At 63.4% G+C, this 15,731-nt stretch carries 13 protein-coding genes; 11 read left to right on the top strand and 2 right to left on the bottom strand.

What is annotated here, in order from left to right:
• Positions 1-21 precede the first annotated feature (21 nt).
• The 6 genes from GH665_RS27350 to GH665_RS27325 all read left to right on the top strand — a co-directional run bounded on the left by GH665_RS27350 (position 22) and on the right by GH665_RS27325 (position 6,607).
• Complete coding sequence (locus GH665_RS27350; RefSeq protein ID WP_153140369.1) at positions 22-1,056, top strand: LacI family DNA-binding transcriptional regulator; 1,035 nt, start codon at positions 22-24, stop codon at positions 1,054-1,056.
• A 254-nt stretch (positions 1,057-1,310) separates the two neighbouring features.
• Complete coding sequence (locus tag GH665_RS27345) at positions 1,311-2,075, top strand: flagellar brake protein (RefSeq protein ID WP_153140368.1); 765 nt, start codon at positions 1,311-1,313, stop codon at positions 2,073-2,075.
• A 371-nt stretch (positions 2,076-2,446) separates the two neighbouring features.
• The gene (locus GH665_RS27340) at positions 2,447-3,451 is read left to right on the top strand and encodes a sugar ABC transporter substrate-binding protein (RefSeq protein ID WP_153140367.1); all 1,005 of its coding nucleotides are present in this window, start codon (positions 2,447-2,449) and stop codon (positions 3,449-3,451) included.
• Between the two features lie 97 nt (positions 3,452-3,548).
• Positions 3,549-4,535 carry an ABC transporter permease gene (locus tag GH665_RS27335; RefSeq protein ID WP_153140366.1) on the top strand — a complete coding sequence of 329 codons (987 nt, stop codon included), beginning with the start codon at positions 3,549-3,551 and terminating at the stop codon, positions 4,533-4,535.
• A 17-nt stretch (positions 4,536-4,552) separates the two neighbouring features.
• The gene (locus GH665_RS27330; protein WP_153140365.1) at positions 4,553-5,350 is read left to right on the top strand and encodes an ATP-binding cassette domain-containing protein; all 798 of its coding nucleotides are present in this window, start codon (positions 4,553-4,555) and stop codon (positions 5,348-5,350) included.
• A 30-nt stretch (positions 5,351-5,380) separates the two neighbouring features.
• On the top strand, positions 5,381-6,607 hold the full coding sequence (locus GH665_RS27325) for an ROK family transcriptional regulator (protein WP_153140364.1): 1,227 nt from the start codon (positions 5,381-5,383) through the stop codon (positions 6,605-6,607).
• A 10-nt stretch (positions 6,608-6,617) separates the two neighbouring features.
• Here the strand turns inward: GH665_RS27325 and GH665_RS27320 are convergent, their stop codons facing one another.
• Complete coding sequence (locus GH665_RS27320) at positions 6,618-9,704, bottom strand: transglycosylase domain-containing protein (RefSeq protein WP_153140363.1); 3,087 nt, start codon at positions 9,702-9,704, stop codon at positions 6,618-6,620.
• A gap of 194 nt (positions 9,705-9,898) precedes the next feature.
• On the bottom strand, positions 9,899-10,882 hold the full coding sequence (locus GH665_RS27315) for a LysR family transcriptional regulator (protein WP_153140362.1): 984 nt from the start codon (positions 10,880-10,882) through the stop codon (positions 9,899-9,901).
• Between the two features lie 162 nt (positions 10,883-11,044).
• Here GH665_RS27315 and GH665_RS27310 point away from each other — a divergent pair, with 162 nt between their 5' ends.
• The 5 genes from GH665_RS27310 (at position 11,045) to GH665_RS27290 (ending at position 15,653) form a co-directional block, all read left to right on the top strand.
• The gene (locus GH665_RS27310) at positions 11,045-11,977 is read left to right on the top strand and encodes a dihydrodipicolinate synthase family protein (protein ID WP_153140361.1); all 933 of its coding nucleotides are present in this window, start codon (positions 11,045-11,047) and stop codon (positions 11,975-11,977) included.
• Between the two features lie 132 nt (positions 11,978-12,109).
• Complete coding sequence (locus GH665_RS27305) at positions 12,110-12,679, top strand: RNA polymerase sigma factor (protein ID WP_153140360.1); 570 nt, start codon at positions 12,110-12,112, stop codon at positions 12,677-12,679.
• The gene (locus tag GH665_RS27300) at positions 12,679-13,461 is read left to right on the top strand and encodes an anti-sigma factor (RefSeq protein ID WP_153140359.1); all 783 of its coding nucleotides are present in this window, start codon (positions 12,679-12,681) and stop codon (positions 13,459-13,461) included. Before GH665_RS27305 ends, GH665_RS27300 begins: the two co-directional genes overlap by 1 nt.
• Positions 13,462-13,477: 16 nt before the next feature.
• Complete coding sequence (locus GH665_RS27295; RefSeq protein WP_153140358.1) at positions 13,478-14,803, top strand: NAD(P)/FAD-dependent oxidoreductase; 1,326 nt, start codon at positions 13,478-13,480, stop codon at positions 14,801-14,803.
• A 154-nt stretch (positions 14,804-14,957) separates the two neighbouring features.
• Positions 14,958-15,653: a TetR/AcrR family transcriptional regulator gene (locus GH665_RS27290; protein WP_153140357.1), complete on the top strand. Its 696-nt coding sequence runs from the start codon at positions 14,958-14,960 to the stop codon at positions 15,651-15,653.
• Positions 15,654-15,731: the final 78 nt, after the last annotated feature.

Genomic DNA, 15,731 nt, shown 5'->3' with positions numbered 1-15,731 from the left:
CATCTCATATATTGGAACACCATGCCCACACTCAGCGAAGTCGCACGCCGTGCCGGTGTCACGCCTGCCACGGTATCGAACGTGTTGCGCAATCGCGGCAGGGTCGGCGCGAACACCCGGCAACGGGTGCTGGAAGCCGTCGAGGCACTCGGCTACCGCCCGCATCTGGCAGCCCGCGCGCTCGCCGAAGGCCGCGCGCCGACGCTGGCGTTGATGGTATCGAGCATTGCCAATCCGTTCTATCCGGAGTTCGCACTCGCCGTCGAACATGCGGCGCGCAGCAGCGGACATTTCGTGATTATCTGCAATACCAACGAAGATCCGCTGATCGGGCGAGCGTACCTCGATCAGATCGCCGGCACGCTTTCCGAGGGCGTGCTCGTGACGAATGCAAACCTCGATTTCACGGACCTGCATACGACCGAATCGCGCGGCACGCCCGTGGTGCTGTGCATGTGGGAGCGGCCCAACGAGCCGCCAGGTTTGCCGTGCGTCGCGGTCGATTTTCGTCTGGCAGGTGAATTGGCCGGCACGCATCTGCTGGAACTCGGCCATCGGCGGATCGGCGCGATTGTCGGCAGTAAGGCGTCGGGCATTCACGCGGCCCGCTATGAGGGGTTTGTCGATGCGCTGCGGGAGGCCGGAATAACCAAGGGCCGGGTCAAGCATGCACCCGACACGATACAAGGCGGCTACACCGCGGCGCGCGAGCTGCTGGAAGCCGATCCGAAGCTCACCGCGATCTTCGCGACCAACGATCTGCCGGCGCTCGGTGCAATGCATGCCGCAGCGGATCTCGGCCTGAACGTGCCGCGCGATCTGTCCGTGATCGGCATTACCGATATTCAACTCGCGCGCGAGTCGCGGCCCGCGCTGACGACGGTCGCCGTACCGACCGTCGAAGTCGCCGGTCTCGCGGTATCGCTGTTGCGCGAGCTGATCGAATCGTCGTATGGGCAAGCGGAGCGTCCACTCGCGGCAAGCGTGCCGATGCGGGTTTCCTCCGCGCCGAAACTGGTCGTGCGTGCGTCGACTGGCGTGTCGCGTTCGGCGTAACGTGGCCGTAACAGCGCCAGGGACGTTACGTAGCGAAGCTTGCCTGCATCCCTCTGCGCCTACCGGGCCAGCATCCGCAAACGCCCATATCAAGCGGCTTCGCGGCGAAAAACACCGCTTCGATCAGTCCATCCATGCAGTTGGCACGGTCCCTGCAAACAGGCAGGGAAAGGGCCGAGCGCCGGCATGAGTCACATGCCGCCCGTGCTCCCCCAACCGGCCGGGCCAAGGCCATAACACGCATGGATACTCAAATGATTGCCGACCTTCTGCAGGACGCCGACGTCGCAGGACAGACCACCGACGCGGACTCGCCCTTCGCCCAACACCATCCCCTGCAAATTGCGGTTTGCCTGCGCAAGCTGATGACCGGACAGGACTTCGTGACGGTGGAATTCAACGGTCGCCAGATCGTGACGCAAGTGCTCGAAGTCGATTCGCGCAATGCGCGCTTCATCTTCGACGCCGGCAGCGTGGAGGCGGACAACTATGCGCTTGCGTCCGCACGCCAGTTGATCTTCCGCAGCTTGCCCGACGGCATTCGCACCGAGTTCACGACGCTTAACGCTGATCCGGTCATGTTCGAAGGGCGCCCGGCTTTCGAGGCATCCTTCCCGAGCCTCCTGTACTACGTTCAACGCCGCGAATTCTTCCGCGTGCAAACGCCCGTGCTGGATCCTTATACCGCCAGCGGACCCTGCGTGGATGGCGGTTCGTTCCGGCTGGAACTGCAGGACCTCTCATTGGGCGGCGTAGCGTTGAAAACCGCCGATGAGCGCTTCGGCTCACTGGAAAGCGGCACCGTATTGCGCGATGTCACGCTGCAACTCGGCAGCTTCGGCACGCTGCAGCTCGATCTGGAAATCGTCGCGCCACGGCAATTGACCACGCCGAAGGGCGACCGGCGTTTCGTGATCGGCTGCAAGTTCGTGCAGACGCCCGGGCGGGCGGAGCGAGTCTTGCAACGTGTCGTCACCCAGCTCGAAACCAAGCGTCAAACGCTCGCGCCGCGCCGATAGCTTGACGGCAGCTAATACCGTTGCAAAGAATCATTTGGTATTTCAGTTCACTTACAGGCGAGCCAGGACTTTCCCGAAGTCCCGGCGCTTGATCCTGCATTGCATCACTCCCGCAAAGCCCCACCACGTATGCCCCGCCGCCTTGGCGGGCGCTTCCGCGCGCCCATCTCCCATCCGATCGCTTTCTTGACGAGCCTCGCCGCGCCTGCTTTACTAAATCAACTAAAGTGATTTAGTCGCCCGACTTCAGACTGCCACTGAATCGCTTCAGGTTCCAAACAGGATTGCAAACAGGTAGCAGGCGCGCAGCGTTCGCGCGTGCCACCGCCCGCAGTTCATAACGTCGTGGCCAATAACCGGAGGAGCGTCCCATGAATCTGAATTCCCGCAGGCACCCTGTCGCCAGGAAAATCGTGTCGGTATGCGTCGCTGCATCGGCAGCCTGGTGCGCGAGCGCGAGCCAGGCAGCCGATCAGCCTGTCGTCGGTCTCATCACCAAGACGGATACCAATCCGTTCTTCGTGAAGATGAAACAGGGTGCCGAAGCGGCTGCCGCGAAAGACGGCGCCAAGCTGCTCACCGCCGCCGGCAAGTTCGACGGCGACAACGCGAGCCAGGTCACCGCCATCGAAAACATGATGACGGCCGGCGCGAAGGCGATTCTGATCACACCCAGCGACACCAAGGCGATCGTGCCGAGCATCAGGAAAGCGCGCGCCGCCGGTGTGATGGTGATCGCGCTCGACACGCCGACCGATCCGCAAGATGCCACGGACGCCCTCTTCGCCACCGACAACTTCAAAGCGGGCGTGCTGATCGGCAAGTACGCGAAAACGGCCATGAACGGCAAGCCCGCGAAGATCGCGACGCTCGACCTCGCCCCCGGCGTATCGGTTGGCGTGCTGCGTCATAACGGCTTCCTGGAAGGCTTCGGCGTGAAGGAAGGCGATCCGTCGATCGTCTGCAGCCAGGACACCCGCGGCGATCAGGCGAAGGGGCAGACAGCAATGGAAAACTGCCTGCAGAAATCGCCGGACATCAACGTGGTCTACACGATCAACGAACCGGCCGCCGCAGGTGCGTATCGCGCGCTCAAAGCCGCGGGCAAAGACAAGAGCGTGATGATCGTATCCATCGATGGCGGCTGCGAAGGTGTACGCAATGTGAAGGCCGGCGCGATTGCCGCGACCTCCCAGCAGTATCCGTTGAAGATGGCCGCGCTCGGCGTGACAGCCGGTGTCGAGTACGCGAAGACCGGCAAGAAGGTCTCCGGCTATCAGGACACGGGCGTGACGCTGATCACCGACAAGCCGATGTCCGGCGTGGACAGCAAGGATACGAAGTTCGGCCTCGACAACTGCTGGGGCAACAAGTAACAGGCACTGAATGGCGGCCCACTTTCCCGGGCCGCCGACGGATGACGGCCGTGCTTATCGCACAGTCCGTCAGATTCATGCATTGAGGACACCTATCATGTCGACTCCCTCCGCGCCCGCCGGGCACTCGCGCCCGTTCGCCGAACGCTTGCCGTCACTCGCTGAAATCGGACCGCTGATCGCGCTTCTGCTGGCTTGCGGCTTCTTCATTTCGCAGAGCAACCGGTTCCTGTCGTTCCAGAACCTTTCGCTGATCCTGCAGCAGACGATGGTGGTCGCCGTCATCGCGATCGGCCAGACCCTGATCGTGCTGACCGGCGGCATCGATCTGTCGTGCGGGATGGTGATGGCGTTCGGCTCGATCATCATGACCAAATTCGCGGTCACGCTCGGCGTGCCGCCCGTTCTCGCGATTCTGTGCGGTGTCGCCGCGAGCACGCTATTCGGTGCGCTCAACGGCGTGCTGATCACGCGGATCAAGTTACCCGCCTTCATTGTCACGCTGGGTACCCTGAACATCGCGTTCGCACTCACGCAGATTTATTCGAACGCGGAGAGCGTGTCGAACCTGCCCGACGCGATCATGTTCCTCGGCAACACGTTCAAGCTCGGGCCCGCCGAAGTGACCTACGGCACGGTACTCACGCTATTGATGTACCTGGCGACGTGGTTCGTGTTGCGCGATACGGTGCCGGGCCGGCATCTGTATGCGCTCGGCAATAACCCCGAAGCCGCACGCCTGATGGGTCTCTCGTCGCAGAAGATTCTGCTTACCGTGTATTCGCTGGCCGGCGCCATCTACGGTATCGCCGCGCTGCTGTCGGTGTCGCGCACCGGCGTAGGCGATCCGCAGGCCGGGCAAACGGAAAATCTCGACAGCATTACCGCCGTGGTGCTGGGCGGCACGAGTCTGTTCGGCGGACGAGGCTCGATTGCCGGCACGCTGCTAGGCGCGCTGATTGTGGGCGTATTTCGTAATGGTCTGACCTTGATCGGTGTCTCGTCGGTGTACCAGGTGTTGATCACCGGCATGCTGGTGATTCTCGCGGTTGCCGCGGACAAACTTTCCCATCGTCGCGGTTGAGCACTCAGGAGCCCGTCATGTCGACACCTACTTCCGCTTCTACCCTGATGCCCGTTCTGCAGGCGCGCGGACTTGTCAAACGCTATGGCAACGTCACCGCGCTCGACGGTTGCGATTTCGAAGTGCTGCCCGGCGAGATTCTCGCCGTGATCGGCGATAACGGCGCGGGCAAGTCGTCGTTGATCAAGGCGCTATCGGGCGCCACCGTTCCCGACGAAGGCGAAATCCTGCTCGACGGCAAGCCGGTCAAATTCCGCAGTCCGCTGGACGCCCGCGCTCAAGGCATCGAAACCGTCTACCAGGAACTCGCGGTAGCGCCCGCCATGAGCATTGCCGAAAACCTGTTTCTCGCCCGTGAACTCGTCAAGCCAGGCTGGCGCGGTTCGATCTTCAAGATGATCGACAAGCGCCGTATGCTCGAAGAAGCCACCGCGCACATGAAGGGCCTGCAGATCGGCATCCGTTCGATGCGCCAGGCGGTCGAAACCTTATCCGGCGGCCAGCGCCAGGGCGTAGCCGTCGCGCGCAGCGCGGCGTTCGCGCGGCATGTGGTGATTCTCGACGAACCCACGGCCGCGCTCGGCGTGAAGGAAGGCAACATGGTGCTCGAGTTGATCCGCCGCGTACGCGAGCGCGGCCTGCCGGTGATCCTGATCAGCCACAACATGCCACACGTGTTCGAAGTCGCGGACCGCATTCATATCCAGCGGCTCGGCCGGCGCGCGGCGCTCGTGAATACCAAAGACATCCATATGTCGGAGGCCGTGGCGATCATGACGGGCGCGAAGGAAGCGGACGTCAAGGCGATTGCATGATGTTTGCATCCCGCTGAGGGGCACCCGACGATGGAAACCACCGGCACCCGCTCGCCTCTTGACCGCACGGTCGGCTCGAATCAGGTCGGCATGCGGCAGTTCAACGAGCGAATCGTGTTGCAGGCGATCCGTTTGCACGGCCCACTGCCGAAAGCCGACGTAAGCCGTCTCACCCGCCTGTCGATGCAGACGGTGTCGATGATCGTCGACCGTCTGATCGACGATGGTCTGCTCGAAAAGCAGGCGCGGGTGCGCGGCCGTATCGGTCAACCGTCGGTGCCGATCGCGTTGCGTGCCGACGGCGCGTACACCATCGGCATCAAGGTGGGACGCCGCAGTCTCGACGTGCTGGCGATGGATTTCGCGGGCCATGTCGTGTGCCGCGATGTATTCGACTATGCCTATCCCGATCCACGCACGCTCTTCCCTGCGCTCGAAAGCAGGCTGGCACGCGTGACTCAGACGCTCGGCGCGAAGGCGGACAAAGTGGTTGGAGTGGGTGTGGCGGCGCCATTGTGGCTAGGTGGCTGGCGCGATTTTCTCGGCGCGCCGCCAGAAGCGCTGGAAGCGTGGCATGAAATCGATCTGCGCAGCCGCATCGCGACCATGACGGGCCTGCCTGTCGAGTTCGCCAAAGACACCACTGCCGCCTGTGCGGCCGAACTCGTGATGGGCCAGGGCCGCGGGATTCACAATTTTCTGTACCTGTTCGTCGGCACGTTTATCGGCGGTGGACTGGTGATCGATGGCCGTTTGCATGCCGGACCGCACGACAATGCGGGTGCCGTCGGCTCGATACCGCTGCGAGACGGCAGCACGCGCAAACCCGCGCGGCAACTATTGCACGCTGCATCGGGCTTCGTTCTGGAACAGTTGTTGAGCGACACCGGCGCGCCCCCCGCCGCTGCGCATGACCATCGCGCGCTGTCGCCGGACCTGTGGCGATTGACCGAACAATGGCTCGACACCGCATGCCCGGCCATCGCCAATGCGTTGACCAATGCAGCCGCCTTGCTCGACCTGGAAGCGGTCGTGATCGACGGCGAGCTCGACCGTCAACTGGTCCGCGAAATCATCCGCCGGACCGAGCGTGTACTCGATCGCTTTGAATGGGAAGGGATGGTGCGTCCGCAACTACTGGAAGGCACCATCGGCGCCGATGCACGCGCGATGGGCGGCGCGATTCTGCCGCTGTACGCACATTTCGCCCCCGTTCACGAGCTTTTTCTCAAGCCGGCGACGGAGGTGGGATATTAGACGGTGCGGCTCATTGCGATCGTGCGGCCACCTTCGTTATCGATACGGTTCTGGCAGGCGGATTGTCGAGCAACGGTTGCAACACCGGCGCGAGCGATTTCAGCAACTGCACTGAGAGTGCGCTCGTGAAGTCGTACCGGGCCGCGTACGGTTCGTGCACCCAAGCCGTCAATGTGCCGTAGAAGCGGTCCCCCATCACGAACACGAAGGTTGCGCTGCGGTTCACCTTGCGCGACTCGATCAGGCGCGCGCCTTTAGCCCACACATTGAAACGCTGATCGCCGGTGCCGGTCTTGCCGTAAATCTCCAGCGTCTGGCCGTCGGGGAACGTCATCCCCTGGGCGAGACGCCTGGCCGTACCGCCCAATACGACGTCACGCAACAGCCCTCTAACCACCCCGGCAATCTCCGGCGACAACTGCTGCTGCGGCGCTACCGCCGCGCGCTGGAAATGCGTTTCGTACGGCGTGTTTTTCGCGAAGTCGAGTTGCGTGAGGGTTTCGGTCGGCACCTTGCTGCCGTCGTTCGCAATCACACCAATCAGTTGCGCAAGCGCAGCCGGACGGTCGCCGGATGCGCCAATCGCCGCCGCATAGGACGGCGTGAGCGTCGCGAACGGATAGCCGAGCGCCTGCCACGATTTGCCGATCGCATCGTATGCGCGCAGTTCGACCATGCGCTTGATGCGGCGATCCTGGGTGGCGTGATAGCGGGTCTTGAAGAGCCACGAATAGGTCGACAGGCGCACGTCCCGACTCGCGTTTTCCATCTGATCGAGCGTTGCGTCGGGATGGGCCCGCAGATAGTTCAGGGTCCACAATTCCAGTGGATGCACGCTCGAAATGTAGCCTCGATCGTTCAGATTGAAGCGGTCGATCGCATACTTTTCGTAGAGGTTCGCGAGATCCTCATCGTCCAGTATGGAAGCGGCCGGTGTGTTCTTCAACGCGGCGCGCATCTTCGCGTCGAACCACGCATTCGACTCATCCGGCGCCACGCTGCGCAATGCCGTCGCCACTTTGGGCGGCGATTTACGCACGCCGAGCAGTAGCAAGGCCAGTTGTTGATCCGGCGTTTTGCCGTGGTATTTCGTGTAGAAACGATTCATATACACGCGGCTTTCCTGATCGGCGAAACGCGTGAGATACATCTTGCGGGTCGCCGGATCGCCCAGCCATTGCGACGACGGCCCGGTGGTCTGCACCATTTCATAGTGGACGATATCGCGCATCAGCCGCACGAACACCAGATTCACCGAATGCTGGAAGGCCCGGTGTACAGTGAGAATGCGGCTGTTGTCGTCGGAGTCGAAGTTGTTGAAGGTCTGCGCGCCGCCGCCCGTATAGAACGTTTCGCCCGGACTCGCGGAGTATTTACGCTCCACGGCCGCATCGAGCATGGCTTGCAGCGAGCGGTCCGAGGTATGCGTCAGATAGTCGAGCGCCCAGCGCGTAAGCTGATCGTTCGGATCGGGTTTCACCGCTTTGAGCTCCGCTATGCTCAGCGGGGCATAACGCGCATGCAGGTCGGAGACGATTTGCAAATACGTCACCACGGTGCGCATTTTCGCGGTTGAACCGAGATTCAGCCGTGCGCCCGAGTTGATGTCGAATGGCTGGTTGACGCTGTCGGTTTGCACCCGCACGAGGTTCGCGCCGCCGCGCCGTTCGAATAGCGTGAAGCTGTAGGCGATTTTCGATGGATCGTCGGAGGCGCGCAGCATTTCAAAGCCGACAATCCCGGCGGCTTTCGCACCGTCGCGCGTCGCGGCGGCAGCGAGACGATCGCTCACGGCCTGCTGCACGGCATTGTTGAGCGTACCCGTCGCCTGCAAGTCGAGCCGGTCGAGTTCATAGAAACCCGGTATGCCGAGCGCCGCCAGCAGATGCGAGCGCATCGACGTCACGGCCTTGCGCGACACGAACGAATCCGCGTTCTGCATCGTGCCCGGTGCGTGACGCAGCGCCACTTGCGCGGACAGCGCGGCATCACGCAGTGCAGGCGTAATGACACCTCCGTTCGCCAGCAGGCGGATATAACTATCCGTCCGATGTTCGAGGTCGCTATAGCCGTGACGCAGGAAATACGACGGTGCGCGCTGCGCGATCATCAGCGACAGTACCTGGCGAAACGCGACGCCCTGCCCGGCAAGGTTGGCTTCGGTCGACGGCGCTTTCAGGATACGGTTGACGTCGTCGAAATCGCGGCCGTACCAGGCGGCCAGGCCGTCGCCGATGCCGTTGATTTCGCCGACGCCCGGTTGCGCGGCAAGCGGCACCGAGTTGAGATAGTGGACGACGATCTGCTGGCGCGCGGGCATGGTCTGCGGGCCGTTCAGGTAGGCGCGCACCGAGGCCGACGCGATTTGCCGCAATTTCTCCGGCGGCGTTGCCGTACGGCCGCCCGCCGAGTGACGGAACTTCTCTATCTGCGTCGCAAGCGTGCTGCCGCCCGGCGTCGACTGATGCCGGTTGAACACGCGTGCGCCCTGATCGACTAGCGCGCGGCTAAAGCGCCCCCAGTCGATCGCCGGATTGCGGTTCGGCTGATCCGGATCGAGCAGGTAGCGGTCTTCGATAAACAGCAGCGAATTGACGACAAGCGGCGGGATCGAATCGAAGCTGTCATAAACGCGGCCCGGAAACTGTGCGCCAAAGAGCGGCGCGCCGGTGCCGTCGAAGAGTTGCAGCCCCGCCTGATCTTTTTCGGCGTAAGGAATAAACAGACCGTCATCCGCCAGCGACAGCATCCGTTCGGAATCGCGCGCCTGCGCGCTGATTTCAAACCCGCGTTGCAGCAATCGCTGCTGGAACGACGGCAGCAACGCGTAGCCGAGGCGGGTGTCGTACGGACCTTTGTCTGCCTGAGGAAAACGGATGGAATGGCTTGGACCGTTGTCGACGGAGAAACCCACGTCGCGCGTGAGTTCGGAGAGATAGCGCGCCTGCAGTCGGGACGTTTCGATCTCGACCTGGATAAAGCGGGCCGCCAAAGCCAGCGCGAGCAAAAACGCCGCCGCCAGCCCCCATTTGAGCCACTTCCTGACAGACGTCGTGCCTGTCGCGCGAAGCGGTAACCGAACCAGTGGCCGATTCATGGCTGCTCTCCCCGAGCGTGCGCCGTGCTATTGATTCTGGCGCACCTTCGATCAAGTGTAGCGCGGAAAATGAGCGTGCAATCGGTTCGGATTTACCCGAGAGTGTCGCCGCCGCAACACCCCACCGCAAGGCATGGCGGAGCGCCGCCGGGCGTGAGATATTGAAAGTCTTTCGCGACTCGAAAACCGCCGTTTCAGGCGGTGTTCTGCTTCTGCACCGCCTGACTCTCCACCTGCGCCGCCACCTGTCCCACCGCCCGTTCACGCAATAACTCGATGAATTGCTCAGCCGGCGGCGACAGCACGCCGCCCTTGCGCGTCACGATCCCGAACGTCTGCGAAGGCGATTTAAGTTTGACCGGCACGAAGCGCAACATTTTCTGCTGCACGAATAACGTCGCGATCGCGGTGGGCAGGAGTGAAACCAGATCCGCACTGCTTTGCAGTAATGCGACTGTCACGAACGTGGAGGCAGTCGAGATCGGGTTGTCCGGCATATCGAGCCCAGCCAGATCCATCTCCCGCTCGAGCAACGCGTGCAACGGCATATGCGACGGATACATGACCCAGCGGTGGCCGGCCAGGTCACGCAGCTTCACTTCCTTTCTGGGCAGCGGCGCATGCCCGTAACCCACCACCACCGATAACGGTTCGTCCGCCAGCGGTCGATAGTGATATTTCGACGGATCGGCCGCAACCGCTGCCCGGCCGATCACCAGGTCAAGCCGGCCTTCGTCGAGTTGCAGCAGCATGCGCGCGCTCGTGTCTTCCACCACTTCGATCGACAGGCCCGGCTGGCCGGCATGCAAATCGTTCAACGCCGGCACGACGCACCCGGGAATCGCGCCCATGATCGCGCCGATCGCGAGCCGCCCGCCACGCCCCGAACGGATCTCCGCCACGTCCTGGCACAGCGCGGTCAGGTCCGTCGCAAGAAGCCGCGCGTAGCGGATCACGCAGTGGCCGAGCTGGTTCGGAATCATGCCGCTCTTCGAGCGCTCGAAAAGCGGCGCCTCCAGCATCGACTCCAGTTCCTGTAACGCCTTGCTGGCGGCCGATTGCGTCATCGACATCGCACTGGCCGCTTTGTGCAGCGACTTGTGGTCGTCGAGCGCGATCAGCAATTGCAACTGCTTCATGCGCAGTCTCGACAGAAGAACGTTCAGGGTGTCTTTCATGGCGTGTCTGGAACCTGCCGGGGTGAGTCGCAAAAGCGATCACAAGATGGAAACAATTCAATATACCCGCCACGTGCTGCGCCGTATAGTCGGCGCTGGAGACATTCCCCCACACCTGACCACGCCCGACCACGTCAGCACCTCAACACGACGCCCATCACCATGACCCAGACACTCAACCCAGCTCCTTTGCGCGGTGTGTTCCCCGTCGCGCCGACCATCTTCGACGAAGCCGGCCGGCTCGACCTGGAAGGCCAGAAACGCTGCATCGATTTCATGATCGACGCGGGTTCCAACGGCCTGTGCATTCTGGCGAACTTCTCCGAGCAGTTCGCGCTGTCCGACGACGAGCGCAACACGCTGATGCATGCAGTGCTCGAGCACGTCGCCGGCCGCGTGCCGGTAATCGTCACGACCACGCATTTCAGCTCCCATCTGTGCGCTGAACGCAGCCGCAGCGCGCAGGCCGCGGGCGCCGCGATGGTGATGATCATGCCGCCTTATCACGGTGCGACGATCCGCATTGGCGAGCGCGGCATCTATGAGTTCTATCGCACGGTGTCCGATGCAATCGGGATTCCGATCATGATCCAGGACGCGCCGGTCAGCGGCACGCCGTTGTCCGCGCCGTTTCTCGCGCGCATGGCGCGTGAAATTCAGAACGTGTCGTACTTCAAGATCGAAGTGCCGCAGGCAGCGAACAAACTGCGCGAGCTGATCGAACTGGGCGGCGACGCCGTGGTGGGTCCGTGGGATGGCGAAGAAGCGATCACGCTGATGGCCGATCTCGATGCGGGCGCGACCGGTTCGATGACCGGCGGCGGCTATCCGGACGGCATCCGGTTGATTATCGACGCCTATGCGGCCGGCGACACCGAAACCGCCGCCGCGCATTACCAGCAGTGGCTGCCGCTCATCAATTACGAAAACCGCCAGGGCGGCCTCGCGTCGTGCAAGGCATTGATGAAAGAAGGCGGCGTGATCCGATCGGACGCGGTGCGCCATCCTTTGCCGCCGATGCATCCCGCCACGCGTTCAGGCTTGCTGGAGGTCGCACGGCGGCTCGATCCGCTGGTGTTGCGCTGGGGCGCATAAGGTCGGCCGGGCCGGCGGCGGCCGTATACGCTGCCGCCGGCCCGGCGGATGCAGCTAACCGGTAAAAAACCGCATATAAGACCAGGAGGAAATTGAGTAACATAGGCCCGCAAGCCCACCACTCCACTTTCCATGACCGCCAATCCTCGAGAGCTAACGCCGGAAACCCTCGCCGAGTTGCTCGAACGCGTAGCCAGACAGGACGCCGTGGCACTGCGCGAGCTATATGATCTCGCCGCCCCGAAACTGTTTGGCCTCGCGCTCCGTATATTGAGCAGACACGAGTGGGCCGAAGAAGTCTTGCAGGACAGCTTCGTCAATATCTGGCGCTTTGCCGGCGACTACCGCCGGGCACTGTCCGCGCCAATGACGTGGATGTCGGCGATCGTCCGGAACCGTGCTCTCGATCACCTGCGGCGAGTCAATACGCAGGAAACGGAATGGAGCGACGCGTTGGACGATCTTGTGGCGAGTGGCGATCCGGATCCCGAAGCACTGAGTGCGGTCAGCCTGCAGGCACGTCTGCTGGCCGGCTGCATGCAGCAGCTTGAGCCGGCGCAGCGTCAGGCGGTCGCCCTCGCCTACCTGCGCGACCAAAGCCATAGCGAGATCGCCGACGTGCTGACGGTGCCGCTCGGCACCGTCAAATCCTGGATCCGGCGCGGCCTTGCCAAGCTGAAAACCTGTCTGGGAGGTCAGTGATGAATCTCCATCGCTACCCCCAACTGGTCGACATGCTGGCCGCCGAGTATGTGCTCGGCACGCTGCGCGGTGGCGCCCGGCGCCGCCTCCAGTACTACGCGGACCACGACGCAGTGATTCGTCAGGCCGTCGACGAATGGCTGCGCCGCATCTCGCCGCTGGCCGAACTCGCCGCGCCGCGCATGCCGTCGGCCGCCGTGTGGCAAGCCATTGAACGGCGTCTCGACCTGAACTCGGCACGTGAGGCGGCACGTCCGCGCACCGTGGTCGAAAAACCCGCGCGTCCGTCCGGCAGCATCTTCGAGAACCTCGCGTTCTGGCGTGGCTGGGCAATCGGTGTGACAGGCTTCGCGGTGATCGCGGCCGTGGTCGCCGTGCGCTCGCTGCTGCCGTCCGCCGCAACCACCTCCACGACGCCAACCGTCGCGCAACAACCGGAGGCCGCCGTTTCGCATGTCGCGGTGCTCAACGACAAGGACACGCATCCGGTCATGCTGGTGGCGTGGGACGAAACTCATGCCACCATGACGCTGCATCCGCTCGCCAAGGTCGATTTGCCGGCCGGCCGGGCGATGGAGTTGTGGGGTATTCCGGCCAGCGGCCATCCGGTGTCGCTCGGCATGCTGCCGGACAGCGCCAATGGCAAGGTCACCGCCGGTCAGCAGAAACCTGAGGGCTACGCGGCGCTGGCGGTCTCGATCGAAGCGCCGGGCGGCTCGCCCGATCACAACGCGCCCACCGGTCCGGTGGTGTTCAGCGGCAAGCTGCTGCCGGTGTCCTGAGCCGGCCTTCGACTCCATGCAAAGTTTTTATGAAGCCACCGTCGCCCGCTCTGCCGGGCGCCCGTCCGCTTACGCGCCGCTCGCCGGCCGGCGCAGCGTCGACGTCTGCATCATGGGTGGCGGCCTCGCGGGTTTGTCCACCGCGTTGGGACTCGCCGAGCGGGGCATCACCGACGTCGCCGTACTCGAAGCCGAGCAGGTCGGTTTCGGCGCCTCCGGCCGCAATGGCGGCTTCGTATTCGGCGGCTACAGCCTCGATTGCGCGGCTCTGCTGAAAACCCTCGGGCCGGCCCGCGCGCGCGAACTCTATACGCTGACCACTGACGCCGTCGATCTGATGAGGAAGCGTATCCAGCGCTACAGCATCGATTGCGACGTGACCGATGCCGGCGTGATCCTCGCCAACTGGTTCGACGAACCGGCAAGACTCGACGCGCAGCGGCGCCTGATGCGCGATTCGTTCGGCGTCGAGTGGGAACCCGTGACGGCCGCGGCGCTCGCGTCACAACTGAAGACGAGCCGCTATCACGGCGGCCTGTTCGAGCGCAACGCGTTCAACTTTCATCCGCTGAAATATGTGCTCGGCGTCGCTTGCGCCGCAGCCAATGCGGGCGTGCAGATTCACGAGACGTCGCCGGTGGTGCGCCTGGAACACAGCGGCACCCAACGTGAAGGCGCCGGTTTTGTCGTGCATACGCCGCACGGCGTGCTCGAAGCGCGTCACGTGGTGATGGCCGGCGGCGGCTATGCGCGCAACGTCTATGCACGGGTCGAGCGCGCGGTGCTGCCGATCGCCACCTACGTGATGGCCACCGAACCGCTCGGCGCGCGCCTGAAAGAGGCGATGGACACGCGCGCCGCCGTCTACGACACCCGCTTCGCCTTCGACTATTACCGCCCGCTGCCCGACACCCGCATCCTGTGGGGTGGCCGCATCTCGGTGCGCGAGCGCGACCCCGACAGCATCGCGCGGTTGCTGCGGCGCGATCTGCTGAAGGTCTATCCGCAGTTGCACGACGTGCGTATCGAGTACGCCTGGGGCGGCCTGATGAGCTACGCGCGGCACAAGATGCCGCAAATCGGCCGCAGCGCGGACGGCGTCTGGCACGCGGTCGGCTTCGGCGGCCACGGCATGGCGCCGACCACCGTGTCCGGCGAATTGCTGGCGGCGGCCATTTCCGGCGAACGGCCGGTGCCCGACGCATTTGCCGCCTTCGGCCTGACACCCGCCTACGGCGCACTCGGTCTCGCGGCGGCCCAACTCACCTATACCGCCATGCAGACACGCGACGCGCTCGCGGCCCGGCGCCCCTCGACACGGTCGCCCCGCTCGACGTCGTGATGCCGCGATGCCGTGATGCCGCGATGCCGTGATGCCGTGATGCCGCGACTCTACGCCGGCGGCAACTCAATACGCCGCCGCTTATGCCCGGGACCCGCTCCAGAGGCGGATTTCGCCATGCTAGAATGCGCCGTCACTGCCGCTCGAATACACAATGAAAAAGGGAAGCAAGGCCGCCGAGCCTGATACCAACGGCATCGCGTCCGGCGCTCCGCGCGCCGACGCCCGACGCAAGTACGATCCCGAACAGACGAAGCGCAACATTCTCGACGTCGCGACCCAGGAGTTCTCCGCGATGGGATTGACCGGCGCGCGCGTCGACGCGATCGCGGAGCGCACGAACACCACCAAGCGCATGCTGTACTACTACTTCGGCAGCAAGGAAGGGTTGTACCAGGCGGTGCTGGAAAAAGTGTACGGCGACATTCGCGCGCTCGAACAGGATCTGCACGTCAGCGAACTCGATCCGATCGAGGGCATGCGTGCGCTGGTCGAGTTTACGTTCGACTATCACGACCGCCAACGCGACTTCGTGCGCCTCGTGACGATCGAGAACATTCACGGCGCGAAGTACGTCGAGCAGGTGAAGAGCTTCAAAGGCCGCAACGTCACCGTCATCCATACGATCGAAGATCTGCTCTCGCGCGGTATCGCGGCAGGACTGTTCCGCAGCGACGTCGACGCAATCGACCTGCATCTGATGATCAGCTCGCTGTGCTTTCACCGCGTCGGCAATCGCCATACCTTCGGTACGGCGTTCGGCCGCGATCCGTCGCACCCGCGCCTGCGCGCACGTCATCGCGCAATGATCGTCGACGCCGTGCTGCGTTTCGTACGCAAGGAAGACTGAAGCGCAGCTGAAACGAAACAAGGGGGACGCGGCCTCGCCGCGTCCCCCTTGTCTATTCCATCAGCCGATTCAATCGGG

The organism is Paraburkholderia agricolaris, assembly GCF_009455635.1.
Taxonomy (GTDB): Bacteria; Pseudomonadota; Gammaproteobacteria; order Burkholderiales; family Burkholderiaceae; genus Paraburkholderia; species Paraburkholderia agricolaris.
The sequence above is the reverse complement of the archived record's forward strand: the minus strand, read 5'-3'. Positions and strand labels throughout refer to the sequence as shown.

What these genes read in the sequence shown, in the direction of transcription:
- GH665_RS27325 (WP_153140364.1), top strand. Translation starts at nt 5,381, where the DNA reads ATGGAAACCACCGGCACCCGCTCGCCTCTTGACCGCACGGTCGGCTCG.
- GH665_RS27315 (WP_153140362.1), bottom strand. Translation starts at nt 10,882, where the DNA reads ATGAAAGACACCCTGAACGTTCTTCTGTCGAGACTGCGCATGAAGCAG.
- GH665_RS27320 (WP_153140363.1), bottom strand. Translation starts at nt 9,704, where the DNA reads ATGAATCGGCCACTGGTTCGGTTACCGCTTCGCGCGACAGGCACGACG.
- GH665_RS27295 (WP_153140358.1), top strand. Translation starts at nt 13,478, where the DNA reads ATGCAAAGTTTTTATGAAGCCACCGTCGCCCGCTCTGCCGGGCGCCCG.
- GH665_RS27300 (WP_153140359.1), top strand. Translation starts at nt 12,679, where the DNA reads ATGAATCTCCATCGCTACCCCCAACTGGTCGACATGCTGGCCGCCGAG.
- GH665_RS27305 (WP_153140360.1), top strand. Translation starts at nt 12,110, where the DNA reads ATGACCGCCAATCCTCGAGAGCTAACGCCGGAAACCCTCGCCGAGTTG.
- GH665_RS27330 (WP_153140365.1), top strand. Translation starts at nt 4,553, where the DNA reads ATGTCGACACCTACTTCCGCTTCTACCCTGATGCCCGTTCTGCAGGCG.
- GH665_RS27350 (WP_153140369.1), top strand. Translation starts at nt 22, where the DNA reads ATGCCCACACTCAGCGAAGTCGCACGCCGTGCCGGTGTCACGCCTGCC.
- GH665_RS27310 (WP_153140361.1), top strand. Translation starts at nt 11,045, where the DNA reads ATGACCCAGACACTCAACCCAGCTCCTTTGCGCGGTGTGTTCCCCGTC.
- GH665_RS27340 (WP_153140367.1), top strand. Translation starts at nt 2,447, where the DNA reads ATGAATCTGAATTCCCGCAGGCACCCTGTCGCCAGGAAAATCGTGTCG.
- GH665_RS27290 (WP_153140357.1), top strand. Translation starts at nt 14,958, where the DNA reads ATGAAAAAGGGAAGCAAGGCCGCCGAGCCTGATACCAACGGCATCGCG.
- GH665_RS27345 (WP_153140368.1), top strand. Translation starts at nt 1,311, where the DNA reads ATGATTGCCGACCTTCTGCAGGACGCCGACGTCGCAGGACAGACCACC.
- GH665_RS27335 (WP_153140366.1), top strand. Translation starts at nt 3,549, where the DNA reads ATGTCGACTCCCTCCGCGCCCGCCGGGCACTCGCGCCCGTTCGCCGAA.